Annotated in this window: 24 protein-coding genes; 12 read left to right on the top strand and 12 right to left on the bottom strand. The window is 61.2% G+C overall.

Going from position 1 to position 26027, the window contains the following annotated elements; translation table 11 throughout:
• Positions 1 to 3: 3 nt before the first annotated feature.
• Together HYI44_RS11770 and HYI44_RS11765 are read right to left on the bottom strand one after the other, a co-directional pair.
• Positions 4 to 1068 carry an imelysin family protein gene (locus HYI44_RS11770; protein WP_045057977.1) on the bottom strand — a complete coding sequence of 355 codons (1065 nt, stop codon included), beginning with the start codon at positions 1066 to 1068 and terminating at the stop codon, positions 4 to 6.
• Positions 1069 to 1095: 27 nt separating this feature from the next.
• Positions 1096 to 2523 (bottom strand): di-heme oxidoredictase family protein, encoded by a 1428-nt coding sequence (locus HYI44_RS11765; RefSeq protein WP_225569479.1) that lies wholly within the window; start codon positions 2521 to 2523, stop codon positions 1096 to 1098.
• A 78-nt stretch (positions 2524 to 2601) separates the two neighbouring features.
• On the opposite strand from HYI44_RS11765, the gene HYI44_RS11760 reads away from it, so the two are divergent.
• Positions 2602 to 2757, top strand: coding sequence for a hypothetical protein (locus HYI44_RS11760; RefSeq protein WP_225569478.1), 156 nt, complete (start codon positions 2602 to 2604; stop codon positions 2755 to 2757).
• Between the two features lie 15 nt (positions 2758 to 2772).
• Here HYI44_RS11760 and HYI44_RS11755 read toward each other — a convergent pair whose 3' ends face one another.
• The 5 genes from HYI44_RS11755 to HYI44_RS11735 all read right to left on the bottom strand — a co-directional run bounded on the left by HYI44_RS11755 (position 2773) and on the right by HYI44_RS11735 (position 8362).
• Positions 2773 to 4122: an imelysin family protein gene (locus tag HYI44_RS11755; protein ID WP_122840094.1), complete on the bottom strand. Its 1350-nt coding sequence runs from the start codon at positions 4120 to 4122 to the stop codon at positions 2773 to 2775.
• 124 nt (positions 4123 to 4246) lie between these two features.
• Entirely contained in the window at positions 4247 to 6298 is a 2052-nt protein-coding gene (locus tag HYI44_RS11750; protein ID WP_122840095.1) for a putative bifunctional diguanylate cyclase/phosphodiesterase, read from the bottom strand.
• 279 nt (positions 6299 to 6577) lie between these two features.
• Positions 6578 to 7174, bottom strand: coding sequence for a superoxide dismutase (locus HYI44_RS11745; RefSeq protein ID WP_008034365.1), 597 nt, complete (start codon positions 7172 to 7174; stop codon positions 6578 to 6580).
• A 177-nt stretch (positions 7175 to 7351) separates the two neighbouring features.
• Positions 7352 to 7954 (bottom strand): LysE/ArgO family amino acid transporter, encoded by a 603-nt coding sequence (locus HYI44_RS11740; RefSeq protein WP_122840096.1) that lies wholly within the window; start codon positions 7952 to 7954, stop codon positions 7352 to 7354.
• 6 nt (positions 7955 to 7960) lie between these two features.
• Positions 7961 to 8362 carry an ACT domain-containing protein gene (locus HYI44_RS11735; protein ID WP_122840097.1) on the bottom strand — a complete coding sequence of 134 codons (402 nt, stop codon included), beginning with the start codon at positions 8360 to 8362 and terminating at the stop codon, positions 7961 to 7963.
• A gap of 96 nt (positions 8363 to 8458) precedes the next feature.
• Between HYI44_RS11735 and HYI44_RS11730 the strand changes: the two genes are divergently transcribed.
• From HYI44_RS11730 to HYI44_RS11715, 4 genes are all read left to right on the top strand, one after another.
• The gene (locus HYI44_RS11730) at positions 8459 to 9352 is read left to right on the top strand and encodes a LysR family transcriptional regulator ArgP (protein WP_122840098.1); all 894 of its coding nucleotides are present in this window, start codon (positions 8459 to 8461) and stop codon (positions 9350 to 9352) included.
• 54 nt (positions 9353 to 9406) lie between these two features.
• Positions 9407 to 10399 carry an NAD-dependent epimerase/dehydratase family protein gene (locus HYI44_RS11725; protein ID WP_225569477.1) on the top strand — a complete coding sequence of 331 codons (993 nt, stop codon included), beginning with the start codon at positions 9407 to 9409 and terminating at the stop codon, positions 10397 to 10399.
• A gap of 107 nt (positions 10400 to 10506) precedes the next feature.
• Positions 10507 to 11376: an ATPase gene (locus HYI44_RS11720; protein ID WP_122840100.1), complete on the top strand. Its 870-nt coding sequence runs from the start codon at positions 10507 to 10509 to the stop codon at positions 11374 to 11376.
• Between the two features lie 72 nt (positions 11377 to 11448).
• Positions 11449 to 12297, top strand: a complete 849-nt coding sequence (locus tag HYI44_RS11715; RefSeq protein ID WP_122840101.1) for a cache domain-containing protein — start codon at positions 11449 to 11451, stop codon at positions 12295 to 12297.
• Between the two features lie 60 nt (positions 12298 to 12357).
• Here HYI44_RS11715 and HYI44_RS11710 read toward each other — a convergent pair whose 3' ends face one another.
• Positions 12358 to 13875, bottom strand: coding sequence for an MDR family MFS transporter (locus HYI44_RS11710; RefSeq protein ID WP_122840102.1), 1518 nt, complete (start codon positions 13873 to 13875; stop codon positions 12358 to 12360).
• Positions 13876 to 13951: 76 nt separating this feature from the next.
• A complete protein-coding gene (pobA, locus tag HYI44_RS11705; protein WP_225569476.1) occupies positions 13952 to 15145 on the bottom strand; it encodes a 4-hydroxybenzoate 3-monooxygenase in 1194 nt (397 codons plus the stop codon).
• Positions 15146 to 15325: 180 nt separating this feature from the next.
• On the opposite strand from pobA, the gene HYI44_RS11700 reads away from it, so the two are divergent.
• Positions 15326 to 16222, top strand: coding sequence for a helix-turn-helix domain-containing protein (locus HYI44_RS11700; RefSeq protein ID WP_225569475.1), 897 nt, complete (start codon positions 15326 to 15328; stop codon positions 16220 to 16222).
• Between the two features lie 9 nt (positions 16223 to 16231).
• Here HYI44_RS11700 and HYI44_RS11695 read toward each other — a convergent pair whose 3' ends face one another.
• Positions 16232 to 16408 (bottom strand): hypothetical protein, encoded by a 177-nt coding sequence (locus HYI44_RS11695; RefSeq protein ID WP_163019474.1) that lies wholly within the window; start codon positions 16406 to 16408, stop codon positions 16232 to 16234.
• Positions 16409 to 16589: 181 nt separating this feature from the next.
• Positions 16590 to 17504 carry a LysR family transcriptional regulator gene (locus HYI44_RS11690; RefSeq protein WP_225569474.1) on the bottom strand — a complete coding sequence of 305 codons (915 nt, stop codon included), beginning with the start codon at positions 17502 to 17504 and terminating at the stop codon, positions 16590 to 16592.
• A 113-nt stretch (positions 17505 to 17617) separates the two neighbouring features.
• Here HYI44_RS11690 and HYI44_RS11685 point away from each other — a divergent pair, with 113 nt between their 5' ends.
• Complete coding sequence (locus HYI44_RS11685) at positions 17618 to 18496, top strand: MBL fold metallo-hydrolase (RefSeq protein WP_201147313.1); 879 nt, start codon at positions 17618 to 17620, stop codon at positions 18494 to 18496.
• A gap of 169 nt (positions 18497 to 18665) precedes the next feature.
• On the opposite strand, the gene HYI44_RS11680 is transcribed toward HYI44_RS11685, so the two are convergent.
• Positions 18666 to 19547, bottom strand: a complete 882-nt coding sequence (locus HYI44_RS11680) for a LysR substrate-binding domain-containing protein (protein WP_225569473.1) — start codon at positions 19545 to 19547, stop codon at positions 18666 to 18668.
• A gap of 159 nt (positions 19548 to 19706) precedes the next feature.
• Between HYI44_RS11680 and HYI44_RS11675 the strand changes: the two genes are divergently transcribed.
• The 5 genes from HYI44_RS11675 to HYI44_RS11655 all read left to right on the top strand — a co-directional run bounded on the left by HYI44_RS11675 (position 19707) and on the right by HYI44_RS11655 (position 26017).
• Positions 19707 to 21344, top strand: coding sequence for a 5-guanidino-2-oxopentanoate decarboxylase (locus HYI44_RS11675; protein ID WP_225569472.1), 1638 nt, complete (start codon positions 19707 to 19709; stop codon positions 21342 to 21344).
• Positions 21341 to 22789 (top strand): aldehyde dehydrogenase family protein, encoded by a 1449-nt coding sequence (locus tag HYI44_RS11670; RefSeq protein WP_225569471.1) that lies wholly within the window; start codon positions 21341 to 21343, stop codon positions 22787 to 22789. The genes HYI44_RS11675 and HYI44_RS11670 overlap by 4 nt, the downstream gene beginning before the upstream one ends.
• A 214-nt stretch (positions 22790 to 23003) precedes the next feature.
• Entirely contained in the window at positions 23004 to 24107 is a 1104-nt protein-coding gene (locus HYI44_RS11665) for an extracellular solute-binding protein (RefSeq protein ID WP_205891680.1), read from the top strand.
• A 156-nt stretch (positions 24108 to 24263) separates the two neighbouring features.
• Complete coding sequence (locus tag HYI44_RS11660) at positions 24264 to 25172, top strand: ABC transporter permease (RefSeq protein WP_122840111.1); 909 nt, start codon at positions 24264 to 24266, stop codon at positions 25170 to 25172.
• On the top strand, positions 25169 to 26017 hold the full coding sequence (locus tag HYI44_RS11655; RefSeq protein WP_225569470.1) for an ABC transporter permease: 849 nt from the start codon (positions 25169 to 25171) through the stop codon (positions 26015 to 26017). The genes HYI44_RS11660 and HYI44_RS11655 overlap by 4 nt, the downstream gene beginning before the upstream one ends.
• Positions 26018 to 26027: the final 10 nt, after the last annotated feature.

The following is a 26027-nucleotide window of genomic DNA, read 5'->3' as shown; positions in this document are numbered from 1 at the left end:
TCATCAGTCACCGTCGTTGGCGTTGAAGCCCAGTTGGATGCCCAGCGCCTTGGCCAGCTCGCCTTCGTGCAGGCGATGGACAACGTTGAGGCTGTCATAGATATCGTTGAGTTGCTGGCGACCGGCGTCGTCACCGAGCATTTCGGCCAACGTGCGCTGATTGCTGGCGAACAGTTTCAGGGATGCAGCGTAAGCGGCGTCGATCTTGTCGGCCAGGGGCTTCTGCTCGCTCGGCAACAGGCCGCGCAGGCCTTTGTTGTCGACACCTTCCCAAACGGTCTTGGCGGCGGCAAGGCTGGCTTCCAGGCCGCTCAGGGAGGAATGGCTGCGCCATGCATCGGCCTGGAACGGTTGTGGCACGCCCTTGCTCTGGCGGCCCATCGGCGTGCCGAGTTTTTTCTTCAGGCTGTCGAGGGCGGTCACCTGTACTCGCAGCAGATCGGCGATGGCCTCATGGGAGTCGGCGTAGCGCTGGTTGGGGAACTTGCTCATCTGCGCGAGCATGCCGTCGGTGTTGTTCCAGCTTTTGAGAATGTCTTCGGCCAGCAGTTTCTGATGTTCGCCGATCGCCTTGAGCAATGGGCAGTATTTGGCTTTCTGCGCATCGTTGGCAACGTCAGGCTTGCTGTCGAACAGGATGTATTCGTAGGCCGACAGTCCTTGCACCACAACACTCGATTTGGCGAGGGTAGCAGCGTCGATCTGCGGCTGCGCGGTGACCAGTTGCTCGACCTGACGACCGACCAGGTTTTTCTTGTCCGGCCAGAACTGCACGGACCAGGCACGATTGCCCTCGGCCAGGGGGCCGATCAGCAGCGGTTGCAACTCGGCCCAGGCCTTTTGCGCATGCAGGAAGTCCTTGCGTGCCGTGTCGAGATTTTCCTTGCCTTCGCAGTAGGCGAGGGCACTGACAGCCAATTGGCGATCGGCTTCCACCCAGCGGGTATACGTAGGCAGGATCACCGATTTGGCGATTGCCGCCGACGTGACGGCCTGTGGGTCCTGCGGGGAGCAGGCGCCGAGGGCGAGGGCGGCAAGGCTGGTGAACAATAATTTGGGACGGAACATGTAAGGCTCCCGCTGAGTGAACGCTTATTAAAGGGAATTCAGGAACGCCAGCAACGCAGCGCGCTGCTCGGCGTTGAAAGACAACACCTGTTGCTGCGCCGCCTTGGCTTCGCCGCCATGCCAGAGCACGGCTTCGAGCAGACTGCGGGCGCGGCCGTCATGCAAAAACTGGGTATGGCCACTGACCGCCTGCGTGAGGCCGATGCCCCACAACGGCGGGGTGCGCCATTGGCGGCCACTGGCCTGGAATTCGGTACGGTTGTCGGCAAGGCCTTCGCCCATGTCATGTAGCAGCAGGTCGCTGTAGGGGCGGATCACCTGATTGGCCAGTTCAGGTTCTGCGGCCGTCGCTGCGGTGGTGTATTTGGGGGTGTGGCAGGACTGGCACCCGGCCTGGAAAAACAGGCTCTTGCCCGCCAGCACCTCCGGCGCGCTGACATCGCGACGGGCTGGGACAGCCAGGTTGCGGCTGTAGAACAGCACCAGGCGCAGGATGTTGTCGCTGACTTCCGGCTCGCCATCGGGGCCATTACCGTTGGGCGCCTGCCTGCACGCGGTTTGCGCGTCGGTGCAGTCATCGATGGGCCTTAGGCTGGTTGTGAGGCCCATGTCACCGGAAAACGCGTGGACGTTCTGCTGATTCAGATTCGGTTGCCCGGCTTTCCAGCCAAATCGACCCAGAACGGCTTTTTGCTGCACGTCGTCCCAGACCCAATTGGGCTGTCCGCTGATGCCCCGGTTCTCCTTGGCCTGCGCTTGGGCGTTGGCCAGGATGGCGGCTTCAGGGATGGCTTCGAGCAGACCCAAGCCGATCATCGGCGGAGCGACCCGTGCCGAGAAACGCGTGTCGGGGTGCATCGGGCCGTAGCCGAGCTGGCTGATCTGCAAGCTGGGTTTGCGCAGCTCGATTTCAGTGCCGTCCTTGAAACGCACAGGCACTGGGGTGTAATCGACTCGCACCTTGCCTTCAGGAACCACGCCCGGTACTGACATGTCCTGCAATTGACCGCCGTAGACGGGCTCCGGGACCACGCCGAGCTGCTCAATGACCTTGGCATAAGCCGGCGCATCCGGGATCGACAGGCGCACCAACATTGACACGGCGTTGGCCGCACCCGGCGTGGGCGGGTGGCCGCGACCGTCCTTGATGTGGCAGTTCTGGCAGGCGTTAGTGTTGAACAGAGGCCCCAAGCCGTCGCGTGCGGTGGTGGTCGAAGGGGCGATCACCCAGGGGTTGCGGAAGAAGCTGTTGCCGACGCTGAAGTCCACGCGCCGTGAGGGCGCAAGGTTGGCGGAGGGCAGGGAAAAGGCATTCTGATCTGTCTTGCGCACAGTCGCGCTGCCACCGGAACGGGCTTCACCGGGTTCGGCCTTGGTAAAACGCGGGGCGTCATCGCAGGCACTCAGGCACAGGGCCAGAAACAGTGCGGATAAGCGAAGAGGCAGCGAGAGCATCAGACATCCTGCAGAACGAGCAAAACACGGGCGCAAAGTCTAACAGGGCGGTGAAGATTGAATAAGAGGAATTATCGTTTGGTTGATGTGACGCAGGAAAAGATCGCAGCCTTCGGCAGCTCCTGCGGGTGTACGCCGATCCATGCAGGAGCTGCCGAAGGCTGCGATCTTTTATGGACTGGCGCACAACATGAAGCGAAAACAAAAAAGGCGACCCTAAAGGTCGCCTTTTGATCCAGCCAGCGTTGATCAGAACTCGTGATCAGCGTTGTCCGGGTTCAGGTCGCTGATGCCCAGCTTGCCAGCAGCGGCTTCGATCGAACCGGTCTGCTTGACCAGCGAAGCAATGGCGTCGCGAACGATCTGGTTGCCGGCGGTGTTGCCGGCCGCGATCAACTGGTCGTAGTGCTCACCCTTGTTGGCGTGGTCGACAATGACCTGCATCTTGGCTTCAGTGGCTTCCAGGTCAGCTTTCAACGCGCTGTCGGCAGCCGGATCAGCCTTGGCCACCAGGGACGACAGGCTCGCGCCGGTCATCTTGGTACCGTCGACGCGGGTGTATTCGCCCAGGTATACGTTACGGATGCCTTTGGCGTCGTAGAACTGCGAGTTGTGGGTGTTATCGCTGAAGCAATCGTGCTCGTCTTCAGGGGAGTTGGCTTCCAGGGAAACCTTCATGCGCTCGCCCGCCAGTTCGCCCAGGGACAGGGAACCCATGCCGAACAGCATTTTGCGCAGGCCGGTTTCACCAGGCTCGGCTTCCAGCGTCGCGCGGTAGTTGTCGGCCACGTTCGGCTTCCAGTTGCCGACCATTTCTTCCAGGTCGCTGACCAGCAGTTGGGTCACGGACTTGAGGTAGGCGCGACGACGATCGTTGTGACCACCGGTGGCGCCAGTGCCTTCGAGGTAGTCGGAAGCCGGACGGTTGCCAGCGCCAGGGCCGGTGCCGTTCAGGTCCTGGCCCCACAACAGGAATTCGATGGCGTGGTAGCCAGTGGCGACGTTGGCCTCGGAACCGCCCAGCTCATTGAGGCTGGCGAGTTTTTCCGGGGTGATGTCCTTGACGTCGATCTTGTCTTCGCCGACCTGAACTTCAGTGTTGGCAATGATGTTGGCCGTCGCGCCCGGGTTGCCCAGTGCGTGCTCGTAGGACTTGTCGACATAGTCGATCAGGCCTTCGTCGAGTGGCCAGGCGTTCACCTGACCTTCCCAGTCGTCGATGATGGTGTTGCCGAAGCGGAATACTTCGCTCTGCAGGTAAGGTACGCGAGCAGCAACCCAGGCAGCTTTGGCCGCTTTCAGGGTGTCGGCGTTCGGCTTGGCGAGGAAGGCGTCGACAGCGCTCTGCAGGGTTTTCGCGGTGGATTCGGCATCGCTGTAGACGGCGAAGACGATGTCGGCGTAATGCGCGACAACGGCTTTGGCGGCGGCTTCGTCGACCTTGCCGGCAGCAGCAGGCGCCGGCGCAGCGGCCGGGGCTGTGGTAGTGGCGGCTGGAGTCGGCGCTGGAGCGGCAGCTTTGTCTTTGCCTTCGCCACAACCGGCGAGGGAAATAGCGATGGCCAACAGACTGGCGGTAGCCAGAGGCATACGAATCATGGCGAACATCCTGCTTCGAGAAGGGGGTGGAATGGCGCAGCAAGCGCGCAAAACTGCGACATAATGCAAATCTTTCGCATTATCTGTAAAGGGTTGTGGCTGTAAATATTTCTTGTTCACCCACCTATAGGATCACAGCATTGCTGCGCTGCGCCTGCTTGAGGTAGGCGCTCAACTCTCGCGCCGGCAATGGCTTGCTGTAGAAATAGCCCTGCCCCTCGTGGCAACCCTCGGAGATGATGTAGGCCTCCTGCTCTGCCGTTTCCACGCCCTCGGCAATCACCTGCATGCCCAGGCTTTTGCCCAGCTGGATGATCGCCCGGACGATCGTGGCATCGTCGTCATCGTCCAGCAGGTCCTGGACGAAGCTCTTGTCGATCTTGATCTTGTCCAGCGGCAGGCTCTTGAGGTAACTGAGCGACGAGTACCCGGTACCGAAGTCATCGATCGCAATCAAGGCGCCGGAGCGACGCAGGCTCAGCAGGTGCTGGGCGGCGGTGCTGATGTCTTCCATCAGGCCGGTTTCCGTGACTTCCAGTTCCAGGCTGCGCGGTGGCAGGCGATACATCTGCAGCAGGTTGTTGACCACCCTTGGCAGTTCGGCGTGGTGCAGTTGCACGGTGGACAGGTTGACCGCCATGCGCAGGTCGATGAAGCCTTGGTCATGCCAGTCGCGTAGTTGCTTGCAGGCTTGATCCAGTACCCACTCGCCGATGGCGATAATGGTGCCGTTCTGCTCTGCCAGCGGGATGAACAGGTCTGGCGGGACCAGCCCGTGCTCGGGATGCTGCCAGCGAATCAACGCCTCGACACCCACCACGCGGTTTTCCCGGTAGCTGATCTGGGGTTGGTAAACCAGATAGAACTGGTCGCGGGCCAGGGCATCGCGCAGGTCTTTTTCCAACTCGCGACGGCGGCGCATCTCGGTGTCGACGCTGGCGATGTAAAACTGGTAGCGGTTGCGCGAGCGGGTCTTGGCCAGGGTCATGGTCTGCTCGGCTTTCTGCAGCAGCTTTTCAGTGCTGTCGCCATCCTCGGGAAACAGGGTGATGCCGATGGTCGCGCGCAGGCGAATTTCCTGATGATCAAGAGCAAACGCGGCTTCGAGATCGTCGAGAATGCTCTGGGCCAGTTCCGCCGCTTCATAGGGCTGTTCGATGTCGGCCTGGACCAGGGCGAACTGGTCACCGCCGAGACGGGCCAGTGCGCCAAGGCGTCCGCTGTGGGCCCGCAGGCGATCGGCAAGGGCCAGCAACAGTTGGTCGCCGGTCTGGTAGCTGAACTGTTCGTTGATACCCTTGAAGTCATCGAGGCCCACGCACAGCACCGCCACCCGGCGCTGCAACTTGCCGGCGTCCACCAGGATCTTGTCCAATTGATGCTGCAGCTGCTGGCGGTTTGGCAGGCCGGTCAGGAAATCGTACTGCGACATGCGCAGCAGGCTGTTTTCCGCTTCGTGGCGCAGATGCGTGTTGCGCTCGATGGACTCCAGCAACTGGTTGGCGGTGTTGATCCAGATACCCAGTTCGTTCTTCTCGTGCCCCTTGAGCTGGGGAATCTTGTGTTCGCTGGGTCGGTCCGGGTTGATTTCAGTCAGGTGCTCGATGATCCGCGACAGTGGTTTGGTCAGCAGCCAGTGATACACCAGATACAACACCAGGCCCATGGCCAGTGCCCGTAGGACCCCGGAGATGAAGATGATCACCGAGCTGACGATAAACCCCTGGCCATAGGTGGCGGTGTCGAGGGTGATACTCAGGTCGCCGTAATATTCGCTGTACGGGCCGCGTCCCACCAGTTGCGTGGTGAAGGTGCGTTCCTTGCCAAGAATCAGGTCAGTCAGCCAACGGCTCTCGGAATGCTGCAGGTCGCGGGATTTCTGCGCGAGCATCGCCTCGTTGGGATGGCCGATGGAGGCCTGGCGCACGGCGTCGTCCTGAAAAAGACCTTCGATGACCTGCATGCCCATCTCGCGGTCCAGGCTGTAGACGGCCTGGGTGGAGGGGTCACGAAACATGTCGAGGATGCGCTCGGCATCGTTGGCCACGGCCTGGCGTGTCTTATAGGCATCGAAGACGATCTGCGCGCAGCTCAAGACCACGCCGACGATCAATGCCGACAGGAGCACGACCCGGAGCAACTTCACCGACAAGCTGTTCTTGAGTTCCAGCTTCAAAAGGCTATTCCTTGTTCCGTGCGGGTAGCATCAAGTTGCCATGAGTATTGGCAATCCCGTGATGGCAGTCAAAGGGACATTCATCCGCGGGAGATTTTGCCTGCTGCCTGGCGAAAATACAGTTGCCTGAGGTTTTCTGCTGATCAGCACTGTGTCGTCAGGCGGGCCCTGGAACTTGAGGGCGGCTGGATGATTTTTTCCTCGGGTTGATGTTAGACCGGTCTTTGCGCCCCCATAAAAAAACCCGGCCGAAGCCGGGTTTTTTATGGGGTGTCGATCTTAAGCGGTGAAGGTTTTGCCTTCGAACTGCTCAGCCACGAATTTCCAGTTGACCAGGTTCCAGAACGCTTCGACGTATTTCGGACGAACGTTGCGGTAGTCGATGTAGTAAGCATGTTCCCAGACGTCGCAGGTCAGCAGCGGGGTATCGCCATTGGTCAGTGGGTTGCCGGCACCGATGGTGCTGGCCAGGGCCAGGGAACCGTCAGCCTTTTTCACCAGCCAGCCCCAACCGGAACCGAAGGTGCCGATGGACGTCTTGCTGAACTCTTCCTTGAACTTGTCGAACGAACCGAACGAAGCGTTGATGGCTTCAGCCAGGGCGCCGGTTGGTTGACCGCCGGCGTTTGGCGCCAGGCAGTTCCAGTAGAAAGTGTGGTTCCAGACCTGAGCGGCGTTGTTGAAGATACCGCCCGAGGAAGACTTGACGATTTCCTCCAGGGTCTTGCCTTCGAACTCGGTGCCTGGCACCAGGTTGTTCAGGTTCACGACGTAGGTGTTGTGGTGCTTGTCGTGGTGGTATTCCAGTGTTTCCTTGGAAATGTGCGGCTGCAGGGCATCGTGTGCGTAAGGCAGCGGCGGCAATTCGAAAGCCATGATGATTCTCCTAATCAGGTCAGTTGCGGTGAGCGCAAGGCCGATCACGGGCGGCCAGACAAGCGCCGGGGAGTTTGTACTCTTTGCGGCGCATCGGACCGGATCATAGCACCGGGGGTGCGGCATAACCACGCAACAACTGTGTGGAATAGAGGTTCCAGAGCCTTTTGGAATAAATCAGGCGCTGGTGATGAGTTGCACCGCTACCGTGAACATCATCACCGCCACCAGCAGGTCGAGGATCCGCCAGGTACTCGGCCGGGCCAGCCACGGCGCCAGCCATGCGGCGCCCAGTGCCAGAGTGAAAAACCACAGCAATGACGCGCTCGCTGCGCCCACTACGTAAGCGCCCGGTTCGGTCTGCTGCGCGCCGAGCGAGCCGATCAGCAGGACGGTGTCCAGGTAGACATGCGGGTTGAGCAAGGTCACGGCCAACGCGCTGAGCATGACCGCCCGCAGCGAACGCACGGTCTGGCCCTCGCCCTGTTGCAGGCTCTGTTTTGAACAGGCCCGGCGCAGCGCCAGGCTGCCATACCAAAGCAGGAATATTGCGCCACCCCAACGGGCTACCGCGAGCAAGGTCGGGTTGTGCGCCAATACAGTCGCCAGGCCAAACACTCCGGCGGCGACCAGCAATGCATCACACACCACGCACAATGCAGCGACCGGCAGGTGGTGTTCACGCCGCAGGCTCTGGGCCAGCACAAACGCATTCTGGGTGCCGATCGCCATGATCAGCCCTGCGGCCACTAACAGGCCGTTGACATAGCTTTGCCACATTGAGGGTTACTCCGCATTAGCTGCCAGGTCCCGCAACACGGCCATGGCGCGCTCTGCATCGGCCTGGCCGACGAATAGATGGTCGTGGTAGTAACCTGCGATCACATTGCAACTGATTCCGGCCTGCCCCAGTGCGGTTGCGAAGGCCGCTGTCAGGCCGACGGCCTGCAGCGCCGAATGCACGTTCAGAGTGATCCAGGCGGCGACGTAGTCAAAGTGCAGGCCGGCTTTTTCGGCGTGGCGACGCTCCAGGATCACCGTCAGCCCTTCTTGCTCGCGAAAGCTGCCGATCAACTCGAGACCTGCCGGCAGCTGGCTGTCGTGAAGGGTACAGAAGACGTATTCGCCGGCGTTGAGTTGCGGGCTCATGCTGCGCAGCAGGGTTACCAATGAAGTTTCGCCAGCCATGTGGGTGATCCTTGTCGAAGAGTTCTTGCTGGCCATTCTCCCCGTGGAAGCGGTATAAGAAAAACCAATCTTGCTGATCGCTCATTAGGAAAACTGATGTTCGACTATAAATTACTGTCCGCCTTGGCAGCCGTGGTTGAGCAGGCCGGCTTCGAACGCGCCGCACAGGTGCTGGGTCTGTCGCAATCGGCGATTTCCCAGCGCATCAAATTGCTCGAAGCCCGGGTCGGCCAGCCGGTTCTGGTGCGGGTCACGCCGCCGGCACCTACCGAGATCGGACGGCGCCTGCTGAACCATGTGCAGCAGGTGCGGCTGCTGGAGCGCGACTTGCAGACCCTGGTGCCGGCGCTGGACGAAGAAGGCCTGCCGGAGCGTCTGCGCATCGCCCTCAATGCCGACAGCCTGGCCACCTGGTGGGCCGCCGCCGTCAGCGATTTCTGCGCCGAGCAACACCTGCTGCTGGACCTGGTGGTTGAAGACCAGACGGTTGGCCTCAAGCGCATGCGCGCCGGCGAAGTGGCCGCGTGTATCTGCGCCAGTGAGCGCCCGGTGGCGGGCGCGCGCAGCGTGTTGTTGGGGGCGATGCGCTATCGGGCCTTGGCCAGTCCCGCGTTCATTGCTCGGCATTTCCCGCACGGGGTGCGCGCTGATCAGTTGGCGAAGACCCCGGCGCTGGTGTTTGGGCCGGACGATTTCCTGCAGCATCGCTACCTGGCTTCCCTGGGTGTCGATGGCGGTTTCGAACACCATTTGTGCCCGTCCTCCGAAGGTTTTATCCGCCTGACCGAAGCCGGACTTGGCTGGGGCCTGGTGCCTGAACTGCAGGTGCGCGAGCAGCTGGAACGCGGTGTGTTGCTCGAGCTGTTGCCAGATAAGCCCATCGATGTGCCGCTGTACTGGCATCATTGGCGCAATGGCGGGCAGTTGCTGGGGTTACTGACCGAACAATTGGTGCGTTCATCCAGGCAATGGCTGGTGCCGTTGGACTGACGGGCAGCGTCAAGGCTTACGCATTACGCAAAATGAAACACATCGGAGCACTACATGAAGATTCTGGTCACCGGCGCAAGCGGCTTCATTGGCGGGCGCTTTGCGCGTTTCGCCCTGGAGCAGGGCCTGGACGTACGGGTCAATGGTCGCCGGGCCGAAAGCGTCGAACACCTGGTGCGCCGTGGCGCCGAGTTTATCCAGGGTGATCTCGGCGACCCGCTGCTGGCCCGCGACCTGTGCGTGGATGTCGACGCTGTGGTCCATTGCGCCGGTGCCGTGGGGTTGTGGGGCCGTTATCAAGATTTCCACCAGGGTAATGTCCAGGTCACCGAGAACGTGGTCGAAGCCTGCCTGAAGCAGCGGGTGCGGCGCCTGGTGCACCTGTCTTCGCCCTCGATCTATTTTGACGGCCGCGATCACTTTGGTCTGACCGAAGAGCAGGTGCCCAAGCGCTTCAAGCACCCCTACGCCGCGACCAAGTACCTGGCCGAGCAAAAAGTATTTGGCGCCCAGGAATTTGGTCTGGAGACCATCGCCCTGCGTCCGCGATTCGTGACCGGCGCCGGTGACATGAGTATTTTCCCGCGCCTGCTGAAAATGCAGCGCAAGGGGCGGTTGTCGATCATCGGCAACGGTTTGAACAAGGTGGATTTCACCAGCGTGCAAAACCTCAACGAAGCCTTGCTCAGCAGCTTGCTGGCCACGGGCTCGGCGTTGGGCAAGGCCTACAACATCAGCAATGGGACCCCGGTTCCGCTGTGGGATGTGGTCAATTACGTGATGCGCAGGATGGAAGTCCCGCAGGTCACCCGCTACCGTTCCTATGGGCTGGCCTACAGCGCCGCCGCCTTGAATGAAGGCGTATGCAAACTCTGGCCGGGCCGCCCCGAGCCAACCCTGTCGCGCCTGGGAATGCAGGTGATGACCCGGGATTTCACCCTGGACATCAGCCGCGCGCGGCATTATCTGGATTACGATCCAAAGGTCAGTCTCTGGACCGCCCTGGACGAGTTCTGCAGCTGGTGGAAGGCCCAGGACATCCGCTGACGGGCCCGTCACTGAACCGAGTTGGGGGTTCAAGGTCAATCGATGCGGTTGTGGGGGGGTATACTGCGCCGCATCAAGCCATCACCGCGTTCACAAAGGTTGACTCAATGTCCATGCGTAACGATGCCAACGACGACTTCGATGTACCGAGCCTGCGTGCCGACAGCCTCGACGACGATGATTTTGTGCCTGCCGCGCGTCATTCCGGGCACTCGCGCACGCCCCCGGTGGTCAAGGTCAAAGGCCCGAGCACCGGTCCTCTGTGGGCACTGGTCGGTGCATTGTGCATCGCCTTTGGCGGCCTTGCCTGGTGGAGCTTCCAGCAGATTTCGCTGATGGAGCAACAGCTGGTGGCGACCCAGGAAAGCTTTGCTCGCATCAGCGAGGAAGCGGCAGGGCGCCTGCAGGATATTTCCGGCAAGGTGGTCGCCAGCCAGACCAACGTTTCCAGTGACAGCGAAGCGTTGAAGCTGCAGATCAGGCAGCTGGAAAGCAAACTCCTGGATCAAGGCAAGCAGCAGCAGGGCGTTGTTGGCCAGACCACCGAACTGGACAAGCGCCTGGCGCAGATGACGGCGCAAACCGCCGAGCTCGACAAACGCCTGGCCGAGGCGAGCGCGCAAACCACTGAACAGCAGAGCGCCAACACTCAGTTGCAGGCCCAGGTCAAAGCCCTGAGCAGCGAACTGGCAGCACTGAAAAGCGCCCCAGCCGATACCAGCAAGGTTGACGCCCAGCTCAAGAGCCTCGGTGCCGATATCGCTGCATTGAAGAAGCAGGGCAATCCAGGCGCGGCCATCGACCGCCTGGAACAGGACATGATCGTGCTCAAGGCCCAGCAGGATAATCGTCCACCCGCCAGCGCCAGTGGCAATACTGCCGAATTCGATGCGTTCCGCACTCAGGTCAGCCGCAACATCAACACTCTGCAGGCGCAGATCCAGAATCTGCAAAAGCAACTCAACGCCCGACCCTGAGGACGCCGTGCGCTCCTTGGCGGCTGTGCTCGTCTACGCTGCTTGAACACCAACAGGAATGAGGAACGCGCAATGGGGGTTTGGCATAAATTGATGTTACTGGGGGGGCTGCTGTTGTTAGGCCTTGGCCAGGCACAGGCGGCCGGCACGGAAAAAGACGACAGCCAGGCCGCCAAGGCTCTGCTGGAAAAGGCCTTGGCCTACTACCATGAGAATGGCGACAAGGCGTTTGCCGCATTCAGTCGCCAGGGTGAGTTTGTCGACAAGGACCGTTATGTGTTCGTGGTCGACACCAAGGGCGTCATGCTCGCCAGCGGCGGGCCTTCTTCGGCGTTGATCGGGCGGGATGTGTCGGATGTGCTCGGGCCGGATTTGCAGAAAGCCTTCAAGGATGCGTTGAAAGTGCCTGAGGGCAACGGCATTCAGCAGGCCGAATATCGCTGGCAGAACTGGTCCGACGGCAAGGTCGAGCGCAAGCACGTGTTCTACCAGCGTGTCGGCCAGCGCATTTTGGCAGTGGGCTATTACCTGCCTCGCGCGTCAGCGGAGCAGGCCATGGCGTTGCTGAACAAGGCGGCCGGCGATCTGGCCAAGGATGAGAAAGGCACCCTGACCGCGATCAATTCGCTCAAGGGCGGGTACCTGCAGGATGACCTGTATGTATTCGTGGTGGACCTGGACACCGGTCGTTACGTTGCCCATGGCACCAACCTGCGCTTGATCAACACCGACTTCAGCAAGATCAAGGATCCCGAAGGCAAGCCGGTGGGCGAGCCGATCCTGGCGTTGATTGCCAAACAGGATTATGGCGAATACGAATATCGCTGGAAGAACCCGGTGACTGGCAAGGTTGAGGCCAAGCATGCGTACCTGAAAAAGGTCGGGCATTTCCTGGTGGCTGTGGGTTATTACAGCCCATAAAATCAAAAGATCAAAAGATCGCAGCCTTCGGCAGCTCCTGCGCAAGCTGCGATCTTTGCGTTAACGAACCTTGTCCTCGCGGCCCCGCAACATCATGTTCGGCATTGCAATCGCCGCCGCCAACCCCAGCAGTGACACCGCCGCACTGACCGTCAGCAAGTGCCGAAACGTCAGCAGCAACTCTGCCCGCAAGGCAGTTTGCGCATCCCCCGGCGCGGCGTTCAAACCGTCCAGCAGGACATTTCCCGAACCGCCTTCGCCAATCAGCGTCGAGCTGCCCAAGTGGGCGAAGCTTGAATCCTGCAACAGCGCCAGCAGCAATGCCGACATCAAGGCTACCCCCACCGCGCCACCCAGGGAGCGGAACAAATTAGTCGTGCTGGTGGCCACGCCGATGTCCCTCTGTTCTACCGAATTTTGCGTCCCCACCAGCGAGGTCGGGAATTGCATGCCGCCCGCAATACCACTGAGCAACATGAACAGGCTGCTCCAGATCATCGCCTGGGGAGGGCTGAACGCCATGCCGAGAATTGATATCGGCATCAGCGCCGCGCCGGTCAGGATCATCGGTTTGTAGCGCCCGGTCACCGAGGTGCGACGACCGGCAAAATACGCGCCTATCGGCAGCCCCATGGCCAGCGGTAACAGGTGCAGGGCGGCACTGTCGGCGCCTGCACCGGTGACGCTCTGAAAGCGCAGGGGCATCAGGACGATCAGCGAGATCGCCTGGAAGCTGGTGAAGAAAATCGTGCACCAGCAGAGCAGGGCATTGCGGTTGGCAAACAGGTGCATCGGCAGCAACGGTTCCCGCGCCCGGCGTTCGTGCCAGACGAACAGCCCCAGTATCACGACCGCACACGTGAGCAGCCCCATGACTTCGAGGCTGTTCCAGGCATGGCCCTGGCCGACTTCGGTAATGCCGAGCAGCAAGGCCGTCAGGCCGATAATCATCAGCACGGTGCCGACGTAATCGATCACCGGTTTGCGCTGCGGCACCGGCAGACCGACCAGGGTGCGATGGGCGACCACCAGGGCGCCCACTCCCAGTGGCAGATTGATCAGGAACACCCAGCGCCACGACAGGTACTCGGTCATGTAGCCACCCAGCACCGGTCCGGCGACACTCGCCACCGCGTACATGCTGCTGAAATACCCCTGGTAGCGACCGCGTTCGCGCGGCGGCACGATGTCGCCGATGATCGCCTGGCTGACCGAAATCATACCCCCGGCACCAATGCCCTGGAGAATTCGCGCCAGGACCAACTGCTCCATGCTCTGGGCCATCCCGCAGAACAGCGAAGCCAGCGTAAACAGCCCCATGCCGAACAGCATCAACTTGCGGCGCCCGTACAGGTCGCCGAGCTTGCCGTAGATCGGTACGGCCACCGTCATGGCCACCATGTACCCGGAAATCACCCAGGCCAGCAGGCTGACATCCTTGAATTGTGCGGAGATGGCCGGCATCGAGACTGCCACGATGGTCTGGTCCAGCGCGCCAAGGAAGATCGCCAGCATCAGGGCAATCAGCACGCTGCGAATCGCCGGTTTCGGCGCGTCGGGCTGGGTGAGGTGGGTCACGGTAAAACCTGCGGCAATGGATGATCCGCAGGCAAGAGGCGAGCGGCAATGCTCGCCAGTGTAAGTCGATAGCTGGCTATTCGATAGGCTCGTAGGGAAGGCCGACGTAATTTTCTGCAATGGTCTTGCGACCGGCTTCGGAGTCGACGAAGTACGCCAGCTCTGATTCGGCGATGCGCTGGCTGAAACCGTCGTGGTCGTCGAAGCGGTGCAGCATCGACGTCATCCACCAGGAAAAACGCTCGGCCTTCCAGACCCGTCGCAGGCAAATTTGCGAGTACTTCTCCAACAGATCGAGGCGGTCTTCGCGGTACACCTTCAGCAGAATATCAAACAGCGTACTGACATCGCTGGCCGCCAGGTTCAGGCCTTTGGCTCCTGTGGGTGGGACGATGTGCGCGGCGTCGCCGACCAGGAACAGTCGCCCGTACTGCATCGGCTCGACCACAAAACTGCGCAGTGGCGCGATGCTTTTCTCAATGGACGGCCCGGTGACCAGCGTTTCGGCCAATTCCGCTGGCAGACGGGATTTGAGCTCCTCCCAGAATCGCTGATCGGACCATTGCTCCACCGTCTCCCCGGTGGGCACCTGCAGGTAATAACGGGTGCGGGTTGACGAACGCATGCTGCACAGGGCAAACCCGCGTGGATGGCGGGCATAGACCAGTTCTTCGTGCACCGGCGGGGTGTCGGCAAGGATGCCCAGCCAGCCGAACGGATAAACCCGTTCGAAAATCTTCAGGCTGTCGGCCGGGATCGATTGCCGTGCCACGCCATGGAAGCCGTCGCAGCCGGCGATGTAGTCGCAGTCGAGTCGATAGCTCTCGCCGTCTTTTTCAAACGTGACGAAGGGTTCAGCGGTCTTCATTGCCTGGGGAACGACGTTCTCGACGCCGTAGAGGGTCGTGGCGCCTGCAATCTGACGAGCGGCCATCAGGTCGCGAGTGACTTCGGTCTGGCCGTAGATCATCACGGTTTTTCCGCCGGTAAGGGCGTGCAGATCGATGTGCACCTGGCGACCGTCGAGCGACAATTCAAAGCCGTTGTGGATCAGTCCTTCGGCATCCATGCGTTGTCCCGCACCGGCCTTGCGCAGCAGCTCTACCATGCCCTGTTCAAGCACCCCGGCACGGATGCGCCCGAGGACGTAGTCCGGGGTCTGGCGTTCCAGAATGAGGGTGTCGATTCCAGCGTTGTGCAGCAGCTGGCCGAGGAGCAATCCGGATGGGCCTGCACCAATGATGGCGACTTGGGTTTTTAGCGTTTTCATTGTTTTTATGGCTCGCAAGCTGCACTCGGCCAGGGCCGGTGGACGATTGTTATGGATCGAGTGCTTGCATTTTTCACTTGCGAGTCTGTCAATTGAAGGTGAAAACTGAGCCGATACCTGTACATTCTGCCAATCGGTGCGATTATCGCCCGCTACTATCTCCGAGGCCTGATTGAAGTTATGAACAAGCCTGCCCTGCCTTCCATTCCGGTGTTCAAGCTTTACGGAGAAAGCCTGGACTGGCCCACCCCGGACCTGTTGCATTGTGAAACCATATCCAAACGCAGCCGTGAGCATCAGTGGGAAATCAAGCCCCATCGCCACGCCGATCTGTGCCAGTTGCTCTTCGTCTTCAAAGGTCAGGCAGAGCTTGAGATCGAAGGGCAACGCACACTGCTCACCGAGTCGGCGATCCAGATCCTGCCGCCTTTATCCGTGCACGGCTTCCGTTTTTCGGAAGACGTCGAAGGGTTTATCGTCACGCTGGCTGCGCCGCTGGTCGCGCACCTGCAGGCGCAGCTGGGCAGTTCGATGAATGCCCTGGGCCAGGCCGAGAGTTACCCGGCGGGCAAGGACAGTGAATATCTAAACAGCCTGTTTACCGCGCTGCAGGACGAGTACACCGGTCATCAACCGGCGCGGGAAATGCTTATGCATTCGCTGGTCAGCGTGATCATGGTGTGGGCCAGCCGCCAGGCTCTGCAGCGACGGTCTGCCAGTCAGCGTCCGCAGCGGGCGCGCGAGTACCTCAACGGCTTCATTCAGCTGGTGGAAGAAACCTATCGCCAGCATGTCAAGGTTGAAGACCTGGCGCATCGGCTGGGCATCTCTGTTTCCCACCTCAACGGCACCTGCCGGGAGCTGGCGGGGCAACCGGCGCTGCAGATCATGCACGAGCGCCAACTGCTCGAAGCCAAGCGCCTGTTGACCTATACCAGCATGACGATCTACGAGATGTCCGACGTGTTGGGGTTTTCCGATCCAACCAATTTCACCCGGCTGTTTCGACGCCGGGTGGGTATTTCGCCCAAGGCGTTTCGCGACCGTTTAAAGGCCGATCAGGACAACGAAACCTGACGCCTTTCGTCAGCGAAGGGCGTTGAGGGTGGCGTTGTGGGGAATGCAGCGCTCGAAGTTGCAGCTCGCAAAATCGCGGGGCAGTTGCCGCAGCTGTTCGACCCGCCACGCAGCGGTGCCATAAAGTGCCAGCGTTGCTGCGCAGGTGACGAAAATGGCGAGGTATCTTCTTGTTTTGATGTTCATGGCGCTCACCTCTGAACGAATACCCGGGGGTACTACGTTGAGCATAGTAGGCGCTGCCGAAGGCTGCGATCTTTTGATCTTGTATTTGCTATTGATCTTCCAAAGAGCGCCACCCACAGCTGAAAATCAAAAGATCCTCCGATCAAAAACCCGCCAACCGCCCCCAAGCCCCCGCCAGCCCCTACAGTCGATCCAGCTCGACATCCCACACCGGCTCTTGCGGAAACCGCAGCACCAGGAAATCCAGCATGCAGCGCAACGTCGTCGGCATGTGCTTGCGGGACGCGTACACCGCGTAGATGTTCATCTGCCGCGGTTCGGCTTGGGGTAGCAAGCGGATCAAATCGCCACTGACAATGTGCACGCCCGCCTGGTAGCTCGGCAACATCGCCACCCCGGCGCCGGCCAGGGTGGCGCGCAGCAGGGTGCTTGTCTCGTTGGCGCTGATGTTGCCCTGCACCGTCACCGACTGCGGCTCGCCGTCCTGCTCGAAGTGCCAGAGGCTTTTGCCGAAGTAGGAGTGGGTCAGGCAATTGTGTTCGCTCAAGTCCTCGACCCGTTTTGGCGCCGGGTGCTCGTGCAGATACGCCGGGGAGGCGCAGATGACTGAACGGCACACTGTCAGCCGCCGCGCGATCAGGTTCGGGTCCAGGTCGTTGCTGGTGCGGATGGCCAGGTCGATGCGCTCGTCCACCAGGTTGACCGTGCGATCGAGCATCTGCAGGTCGATGCTGACGCCGGGGTAGCGCCTGACGAACGCCGCCATGGCGTCCGCCAGCTGCGCCTGGCCGAACGAGGTGCTGACGCTGATGCGCAGCAAGCCGCGCGGCGCCTCGTCAGGCTCGGTGACCGCCGCCTGCATGTCGCTGGACAGCTCGAGCATTTGCCGACAGCGCGGCAGTATCTCGCTGCCCGCCGCCGTCAGGCTCAGTTTGCGCGTGGTGCGGTGCATCAGCCGCGCGCCGACCCAATCCTCCAGTTCCGCCAGGTAACGCGAGACCACCGGTCGCGAAAGGTCCAGGTGATCGGCTGCAGCCGACTGGCTGCCGAGGTCGACCACCGAGACGAACACCCGCATTGCTTGAAGTCGATCCATGATTTGCCCGATTTTAGAAACAAACTGTGTCGCAGCATCGCATTTTTTGTATCAGTGCAGGCAACTAAGCTCTGTCGCCTCGCCCAATACGGCAATCGGCATCGGAGCTCTACATGATCGGTTTCACTTCCCTCAAACGAATTCTGCTGGCCAGCGTCACGTTCGGCCTGACAGCCCACGCCCTCGCGGCGCCCCTTACGCTGGACGTCTACAACCCGGGTACCGAGGCTATTTTTCCGGTCAGTTCGGTGCTCGTCAGCGGCGAGAAAGACGCGGTTTTGGTGGACGCGCAATTCGGCAAATCCCAGGCCGAACAAGTGGTGCAGAAAATTCGCGCCAGCGGCAAGCAACTGACCACGATCTACATCAGCCACGGTGATCCCGATTACTACTTTGGCCTCGACACCCTCACCGCCGCGTTTCCAAAAGCCCGGGTGCTGGCGTCGCAGCCGACTGTCGATCACATCACGCAGACGGTCGACGCAAAGCTGGCCTTCTGGGGGCCGAAAATGGGAGCAGATGTGCCGGCCAAAACCATCGTGCCGCAGGTGCTCGAGGGCGACAGCCTGATGCTTGAGGGGCAGAAACTGCAGGTGATCGGCCTCCAGGGCAAGCAACCGGATCGCAGCTTCGTGTGGATCCCGTCTATCAAGGCGGTGGTGGGCGGCGTGGTGGTGGCGCAGAACATCCATGTGTGGATGGCCGACACCCAAACCCCACAGTCCCATGCCGATTGGCTGGCGACGCTGCAGTCCATCGAGACGCTCAAGCCGCAGACTTTGGTGCCCGGCCATTACCTGGGCGAGAGCACCCGGTCGCTGGCGGCCGTGCAGTTTACCGCCGACTACATCCGGGCCTTCGACGAAGAAACCGCCAAGGCCAAGGACTCGGTTGCGCTGATCGCGGCCATGAAAAAACGGTACCCGACCCTGGGCGAAGAGAGTTCGCTGGAGCTCAGTGCCAAGGTCGCCAAGGGTGAGATGCAGTGGTAATACGCTAACCCTGGCACCTGTGGGAGCTGCCGAGAGAAACGAGGCTGCGATCTTTTGATTTTGATTTTGATCTTGATCTTGATCTTGATTTTAGACGCCAAAAGATCGCAGCCTCGTTTCACTCGACAGCTCCTACGCAGCTCCTACGCAGCTCCTGCCAGCTTTTGCGTTACCGCGACTGAGCCTGCTCCACCAACCACCCCATCAGCTCGCGCAGCTTGGGCGACGGCTCGGGTTTCTGCGGGAACACCAGGTAGTAGGCCAGACCGGTTTTAACCTTCAGCGCGAAGGGCATCACCAGTCTGCCCGCGCTCAGGTCATCCCCGATCAGCGACCAGTCTCCAATCGCCACACCCGTCCCTTGGGACGCCATCGACATGGCCAGGTCCAGGGTTTCGAAATGCTGGCCCTTGCCCACGTTGTTCAAGCGTATCCCGGCGCTGGCCAGCCAGGCTTTCCAGTCGCGTTCGTCCTGGGTGGGGTGCAACAGCAGATGCTGTTGCAGGTCGTCCGGGGACTGCAACGGTACCGGGCCTTCGAGCAGCGGCCTGGAACAGACCGGGGTCAGTTGTTCGTCGAACAGGTGCAGGGAGGCCAGCGCATTGTCCGGTGGCGCTCCGTACATCACTGCGGCGTCGAACTGTTCGCGATGAAAATCCACTCCGTGTTTCACCGTGGTGGTCAACTCTACCGGCACGTCCGGACGCTCCCGTTGCCACTGCAACAGCCGTGGCAGCAACCAGCGCATGACGCAGGTCGGCGCCTTCAACTGCAGGGTCTCGCGCTTCTCGCCGATCTGGTCCACGGCTTCGTCGATCAAGCGGAAAATCTTCTGCACCCGCGGCAGCCATTCGCGCCCCTCGGTCGTCAACTCCAGCCCCCGGGCCTGGCGAATGAACAGTTCATAACCCAGGTGATCCTCCAGCCCGGCGACTTGCCGGCTCACCGCGCCCTGGGTGATGTGCAACTGTTCGGCGGCACGGGTGAAGTTGCAGCACTGCGCGGTGATCAGAAAAGTGTGCAGCGCCGGCAGGGGAGGCAATCGTTTCATGGGGATCCAAGGTATGACGTAAGGACATGGCTAGTATGACTTTTTATCCATTGTTGAGGCGACGTGTCGCCCGTTCCAATGAGGCCATCCCTGGACCTGCCCACGCATCATAAACACTGCGCAGGTCCGGCGTCTCAAACGAACAGGAAGGGCAATGACATGGCGACGTGTGGCGAAGTATTGGTCAAGTTACTCGAAGGTTACGGGGTCGAGCAGGTGTTCGGCATTCCCGGGGTTCACACCGTGGAGTTGTACCGCGGGCTGGCCCGTTCGAGCATCAACCATGTCACTCCGCGTCATGAGCAGGGCGCCGGTTTCATGGCTGACGGCTATGCGCGCACCAGCGGCAAGCCCGGTGTGTGCTTCATCATCACCGGCCCTGGCATGACCAACATCACCACTGCCATGGGGCAGGCCTACGCCGATTCGATCCCGATGCTGGTGATCTCCAGCGTGCAATCGCGCAGCCAGTTGGGCGGTGGCCGGGGCAAGCTTCACGAGCTGCCAAACCAGAGCGCGCTGGTGGCCGGGGTGGCGGCGTTTTCCCATACGCTGATGTCGGCGGCCGAGCTTCCGGGCGTGTTGGCCCGCGCCTTCGCGTTGTTCCAGGCGGGTCGTCCGCGCCCGGTGCATATCGAAATTCCGCTGGATGTGCTGGTCGAGGAAGCGGATGACCTGCTCGCCAGCGTGCCGGTCAATATTGATCGTGCGGGTGCTTCGCCGAGCGCGATCAGCCGCATGACCGCGCTGCTGGCCGGCGCGAAACGCCCATTGATTCTTGCCGGTGGCGGAGCCATTGATGCCGCAGCCGAGCTGACTGAATTGGCCGAGTTGCTCGATGCGCCCGTGGCCCTGACCATCAATGCCAAGGGCATGCTGGAATCCACGCATCCGTTGCTGATTGGCTCGACCCAGAGCCTGGTGGCCACGCGTGCTTTGGTCGCCGAGGCCGACGTCGTACTGGCCATCGGCACCGAGCTGGCCGAGACCGATTACGACGTGACGTTCGCCGGTGGTTTCGAGATTCCCGGTGCACTGTTGCGGGTGGACATCGACCCCGACCAGACCGTGCGCAACTATCCGCCACAGGTCGCACTGGTGTCCGATGCACGCAACGCCGCGCAGGCACTGTTGAGCGCGCTCTCGCACAAATCCCTGGCCGAGCGCCGTGCCGATTGGGGCCAGGTGCGTGCTGCGCGTCTGCGCGACGACCTGGCAGCGACCTGGGACGCGCCGACCCTTGCACAAACCCGCTTCCTGGAAACCGTGCTGCACGAGTTGCCGAATGCGGTGTTTGTCGGCGATTCGACCCAGCCGGTGTATACCGGCAACCTCACGTTCAACCCCGAGCGCCCGCGCCGCTGGTTCAATTCCTCCACCGGCTACGGCACCCTCGGCTACGCCTTGCCGGCGGCGATTGGTGCCTGGCTCGGTGGCAGCATCGAGGGCGGCGCGCGCCCTGCGGTGGTGTGCCTGATCGGTGACGGCGGCCTGCAATTCACCTTGCCGGAACTGGCCAGCGCCGTGGAAGCCCGGACTCCGGTGATCGTCCTGTTATGGAATAACCAGGGCTACGAAGAGATCAAGAAATACATGGTCAACCGCGCCATCGAGCCGGTGGGCGTGGACATCTATACACCGGACTTTATCGGCGTCGCCAAAGCCCTTGGCTGTGCAGCGGAAGCGGTGAACAGCGTGGAGCAATTGCGCACGGCGCTGCGCGTCGCCGCTGATCGGCAGGGCCCGAGCCTGATTGAGATCGACCAGAGCCAGTGGCTGCAGGCGGTGTCGAAATGAGCCTGCCGACGACGTTGCACGGCCTGTTTATCAATGGCCAATGGTCTGCTGGGCCGGAGCATCTGCGGGTGATCAATCCGTCGACCGAAGCCCTGCTGACCACGGTCAACGGCGGCGACGCGGGTGCCGTCGATCAAGCCGTCACGGCCGCGACCGCTGCGTTCAAGCACTGGTCGCAGACCACCGGTGCCGAGCGTGGCGCAATCCTGCGCAAGATCGCCGCAGGGGTGCAGGGTGCTCGTGAACAATTGATGTACCTGCAGTCGAGCAACAACGGCAAGCCGCTGTTCGAAGCGGCCATCGATGTCGATGACGTCGTCGCCACGTTTGAATATTATGCCGGCCTCGCCGAAGGCCTGGACGCAAAGCAGGACAGCCCGGTCGAGTTACCCACAGACGATTTCAGCGCCCGTTTGCGTCGCGAACCTTGCGGTGTGGTCGGCCTGATCGTGCCGTGGAATTTTCCCATGGTCACTACCGCCTGGAAGCTGGCCCCGGCCCTGGCTGCCGGTTGCTGTGTAGTACTCAAGCCGTCCGAAGTGACGCCACTGCCAGAGCTGGAGCTGGCGGCGATCATTGCCCGCTCGGGTCTGCCCCAGGGTGTTTTCAACCTGGTCTGCGGCACCGGCCTGGCCGTCGGCGCACCGCTGTCGGCGGACCCGCGCATCGCCAAGATCTCCTTCACCGGCAGCAACGCGGTAGGGGTGCAGGTGATGCAGCGCGCGGCCGAAACCGTCAAGGGCGTGAGCCTGGAACTGGGGGGTAAATCCTCGTTGCTGGTGCTGGCTGATGCCGACCTTGAACTGGCGGTGGAAGTGGCCTGTGGCGGCGGATTTTTTAATGCCGGGCAAATGTGTTCGGCGACCAGCCGAGTGCTGGTGGCCGATGAACTGGCGGACGAATTCCTCCTGCGCCTGAAGGCTCGCGCCGAAGCCATTCGTGTGGCGGACCCGTTCGAACCAGACGTGGAAATGGGCGCGCTGGTCAATCAGGCGCAATACCAGCGGGTACTCGGCCACATCGACCGTGGCTTGAGCGCTGGCGCGAAGCTGATATGCGGCGGCAATCGCCCGGCGGACCTTCCACGAGGCTATTTTTTGCAACCGACGATCTTCACCGACGTGCCCCAGGGCAGTGCGCTTTGGTGTGAAGAGATTTTCGGTCCGGTCATTTGCGTGCGCAGTTTCGCCTCCGAAAGCGAGGCGATTGCCCTGGCCAACGATAGCCAGTTCGGTCTGGTGGCCAGTGTCGTCACGCGCAATGCCGAAGCGGCGGATCGCGTCGCGAACGCCTTGCAGGCGGGGCTCGTGTGGATCAACGCGCCACAGGTGATCTTTGCGCAGACCGCCTGGGGTGGTTACAAGCAGAGCAGCATTGGCCGCGAATTGGGGCCGTGGGGCTTGCAGGCTTTCCAGGAAATAAAACACGTCATTCGAGCCATCTGATCGCTCGAAAATGGTGAGTGCGTGCCTCTTGTCGAGGCATGTGCTGATGTCATGGCTTCGATGAGTTTTTATCGATAGTCAGGTGTTTTGCACGACCTCAGGATGAACTCGCTGGTTCGGCCAACCCCCGAAAATACGAGGGATAACGCTGATCCGGACGCGGATGCAACAGTTTCGACCTGCCTTATACCTACAAAAACAAAGGGAGTCCGTAATGGGCGAGCATGATCTGAACAGACGTCAATTCATCAAGACCGTGGGCGTAGCCTCGGTAGCTGCGGCGGCCATGAGCATGCCGTTCATCAAGGCCAACGCCAGCGACACCCGCTTCCAGGGTAAAACCCTGCGCCTGCTGACCTGGTCCGACGACACCGGCCTGGCCGCGCTGCGCAACATCGCCGCGACCTTTGAAGACAAGTACGGCTGCAAGGTCATCGCTGACCGAACCGGCAGCACCTCGGAAATGGTCGCCAAACTCAAGGCCGGCGGCGATCGTGCGCAGTACGACATCATCACCCTGGCTGGCGTTGGTGCCGAGGGCCTGGCGGCGGCCAACCTCCTGGAAAAACCCGACCTCAACCGCATTCCCAACCTGGTCGATGTGCCGGAGAAATACCGCACCGGTGCCAATGGCCACGGGATTGGCTACCTGCTCTGGTGCAACAGCCTGGTCTACAGCACCCGCACCATCCAGCAAGCACCGGACAGCTACGCCGCCCTGTGGGACGCCGACCTGTCGCCGAACATTTTCCTGCCTCCGCCGAACTGGACCGAGGCCATGGACCTGATCATCATCGCCGCCAAGCTGGCCGGTGGTGACGAGCACAACATCGAGCCGGGCTTCAGGAAGCTCGCAGAGCTCAAGGACCGCGTGGTGACGCTGGGCGAGAACCCGAACCAGATCGCCGAGCTGTTCCGCACCGGTTCCCTGGACATGGGTGGCCTGTATGCGCCGGCTTTTTTCCCCAAGCAGATCCGCGATCCGGCCTACGGCCTGGGTGCTACCTTTGGTATGAAAGAAGGCTTCTACACCGACCTGATGCTCTCGGTAATGCCGAAAAATCGCCCCGGCGATACCGACCTGGCCTACGCCTTCATCAACCACTCCCTGGACCCGCTGGTGCAGGGCAAGATGGCCGAGGACATCTACAACGGCCCGGTCAACGCCAAGGCGATCATCTCCGCCGAGGCCCGCAAGAGCCCGTACATCCTCACGCCGGAGCAAATTGCCGAGAAGGCGATCATGCACGACAACGCCTTCCTGGCCTCTGTGCATGACCAATGGATTCGTCGCTACACGGAAATCTTTTCTTCCTGATCTGCCATACGACCTGCAAGGCACGATCCCCTGTAGGCGCTGCCGCAGGCTGCGATCTTTTGACTTTGATTTTCAGGATCAAGAGATCTCAGCCAGCGGCAGCTCCTGCCGGGGTGGTGCACCAGATCGTCCTGTGCAATTGACGAGACCCTAGCCATGGAACACCAACCCCTGACCCACCCCGGCAACATCGCGGCATCACCGCCAAAACGCGGCGTGTCAGCCACCGCCCGCGCCTGGCTTTTTCTCACGCCATCGATGCTGTTCCTCGGCGTGCTGATTGCCGCCAGCCTGCTGGTACTGCGCATGAGCGTGGGCACCAAAGGCGCGGAATGGACCGGCTTCAGCCTGGCCAGCTACGCGCAGTTGCTGGAACCTTACTACCTCAAATCCTTGTTGCTGACCCTGCGCCTGGCGTTGATCAGCGCGGCGATTGCCGTGGTGCTGGCGATCCCGGTGGCCTACACCATGTCACGCCTGACCTCACCCTTGGTGCGGCGAATTTTCCTTGCAGCAGTGTTGCTGCCCTTGCTGGTCAACCTGCTGCTGCAAAGTTATGGCTGGCTGGTGATCCTCGGGCCTGGCGGAATGCTCAATCAGGCCTTGATGGGCCTGGGTCTGATCAAGCGTCCGATCATGTTGCTCTACAACCAGAACGGCGTGCTGATGGGGCTGGTGCAAACCGCCTTCCCGCTGGCCGTACTGCCAATCGCCAGCGCCATGCGCGGAGTCGCCCGCACCTACGAAGAGGCGGCGGCCACCCTCGGCGCCAGTCGCTTGCAGGTATTCCGCCAGGTGGTACTGCCGATGAGTCTGCCGGGCATCATCACCGGCGCGACGCTGGTGTTCGCCTATAACGCCAGCAGCTTCGTAGTGCCCTTGTTGCTGGGTGGTCGGCGCGTGCCGATGTTGGCGGTGATGGTCCATGACCAGATCGCCCCGCTGATGAACTGGCCCGCCGCCTCCGCAGCCGGGGTGGTTCTGATTGTCACCACGCTGCTGATCATGACCCTGTCGGAATATTTCACTGGCCGGCGTCGGCGCAGGATGGAGGCTTCGCAATGAGCACTGTGATCAACAAGCGTCATACGTTACTGCCGGGCGATACCGGCAAGTTTGCCTGCGTGCTGTCGGGCTTTATCCTGCTGCTGGCGGTGCTGCCGATCCTGACGATGATCGTCATGTCATTCAGCGGCGCCTCAAACCTCGACTTCCCACCCAGCAGCTACAGTCTGCAGTGGTACAAGGCCGCCTGGAACAGCTTTGTCTCGCCCGACTCCAGCGATGTGCTGAGCCTGGGCAAAGCCATGACCACCAGCCTGATGGTGGCTTGCCTGACCATGGTCTTCGCCACGATCATCGCGGTGCCTGCGGCCTATGCGCTGACCCGTTGCGAGTTCCGCGGCAAGGGCGTGGCGCTGCAACTGATGTCGTTGCCGCTGGTGTTTCCCATGGTGGTACTGGGCCTGGCCTTGCTGCTGGTTTTCGACAGCCTGCCGTTCCAGATGACCACCTCGCGCCTGGTGATTGCGCACGTGATCCTGGCATTACCCTTCGTGGTGAAGAATTGCACCGCAGCGATGCTGTCCATCGGCAGTGAGGTCGAAGAGGCTGCGCAGATGCTCGGCGCGTCGCCCACCCGGGCGATCGTTGACGTGGTGGTGCCGTTGATGAAGTCGGGAATCCTGGCGGGGATGCTGTTGGCGTTCATCGTCTCGTTCAACGAGTTCACCGTGACCTACTTCCTCTACACCATTGATGTCATGACCGTGCCGATCTGGATGTACAGCCGCACCGTGTCATCGCTTGACCCGACTGTCTTTTCCTTTGCCGTGCTGATCGTGCTGATCGACTTCGTCCTGATCTGGGCGTTGGAGAAGCTGGTGGGCGAGGGCGGCGTTTCCTTTTGATTTGAGGTGC

Origin of the sequence: Pseudomonas sp. Y24-6, assembly GCF_020295325.1 — a bacterium.
Taxonomy (GTDB): Bacteria; Pseudomonadota; Gammaproteobacteria; order Pseudomonadales; family Pseudomonadaceae; genus Aquipseudomonas; species Aquipseudomonas gregormendelii.
The sequence above is the reverse complement of the archived record's forward strand: the minus strand, read 5'-3'. Positions and strand labels throughout refer to the sequence as shown.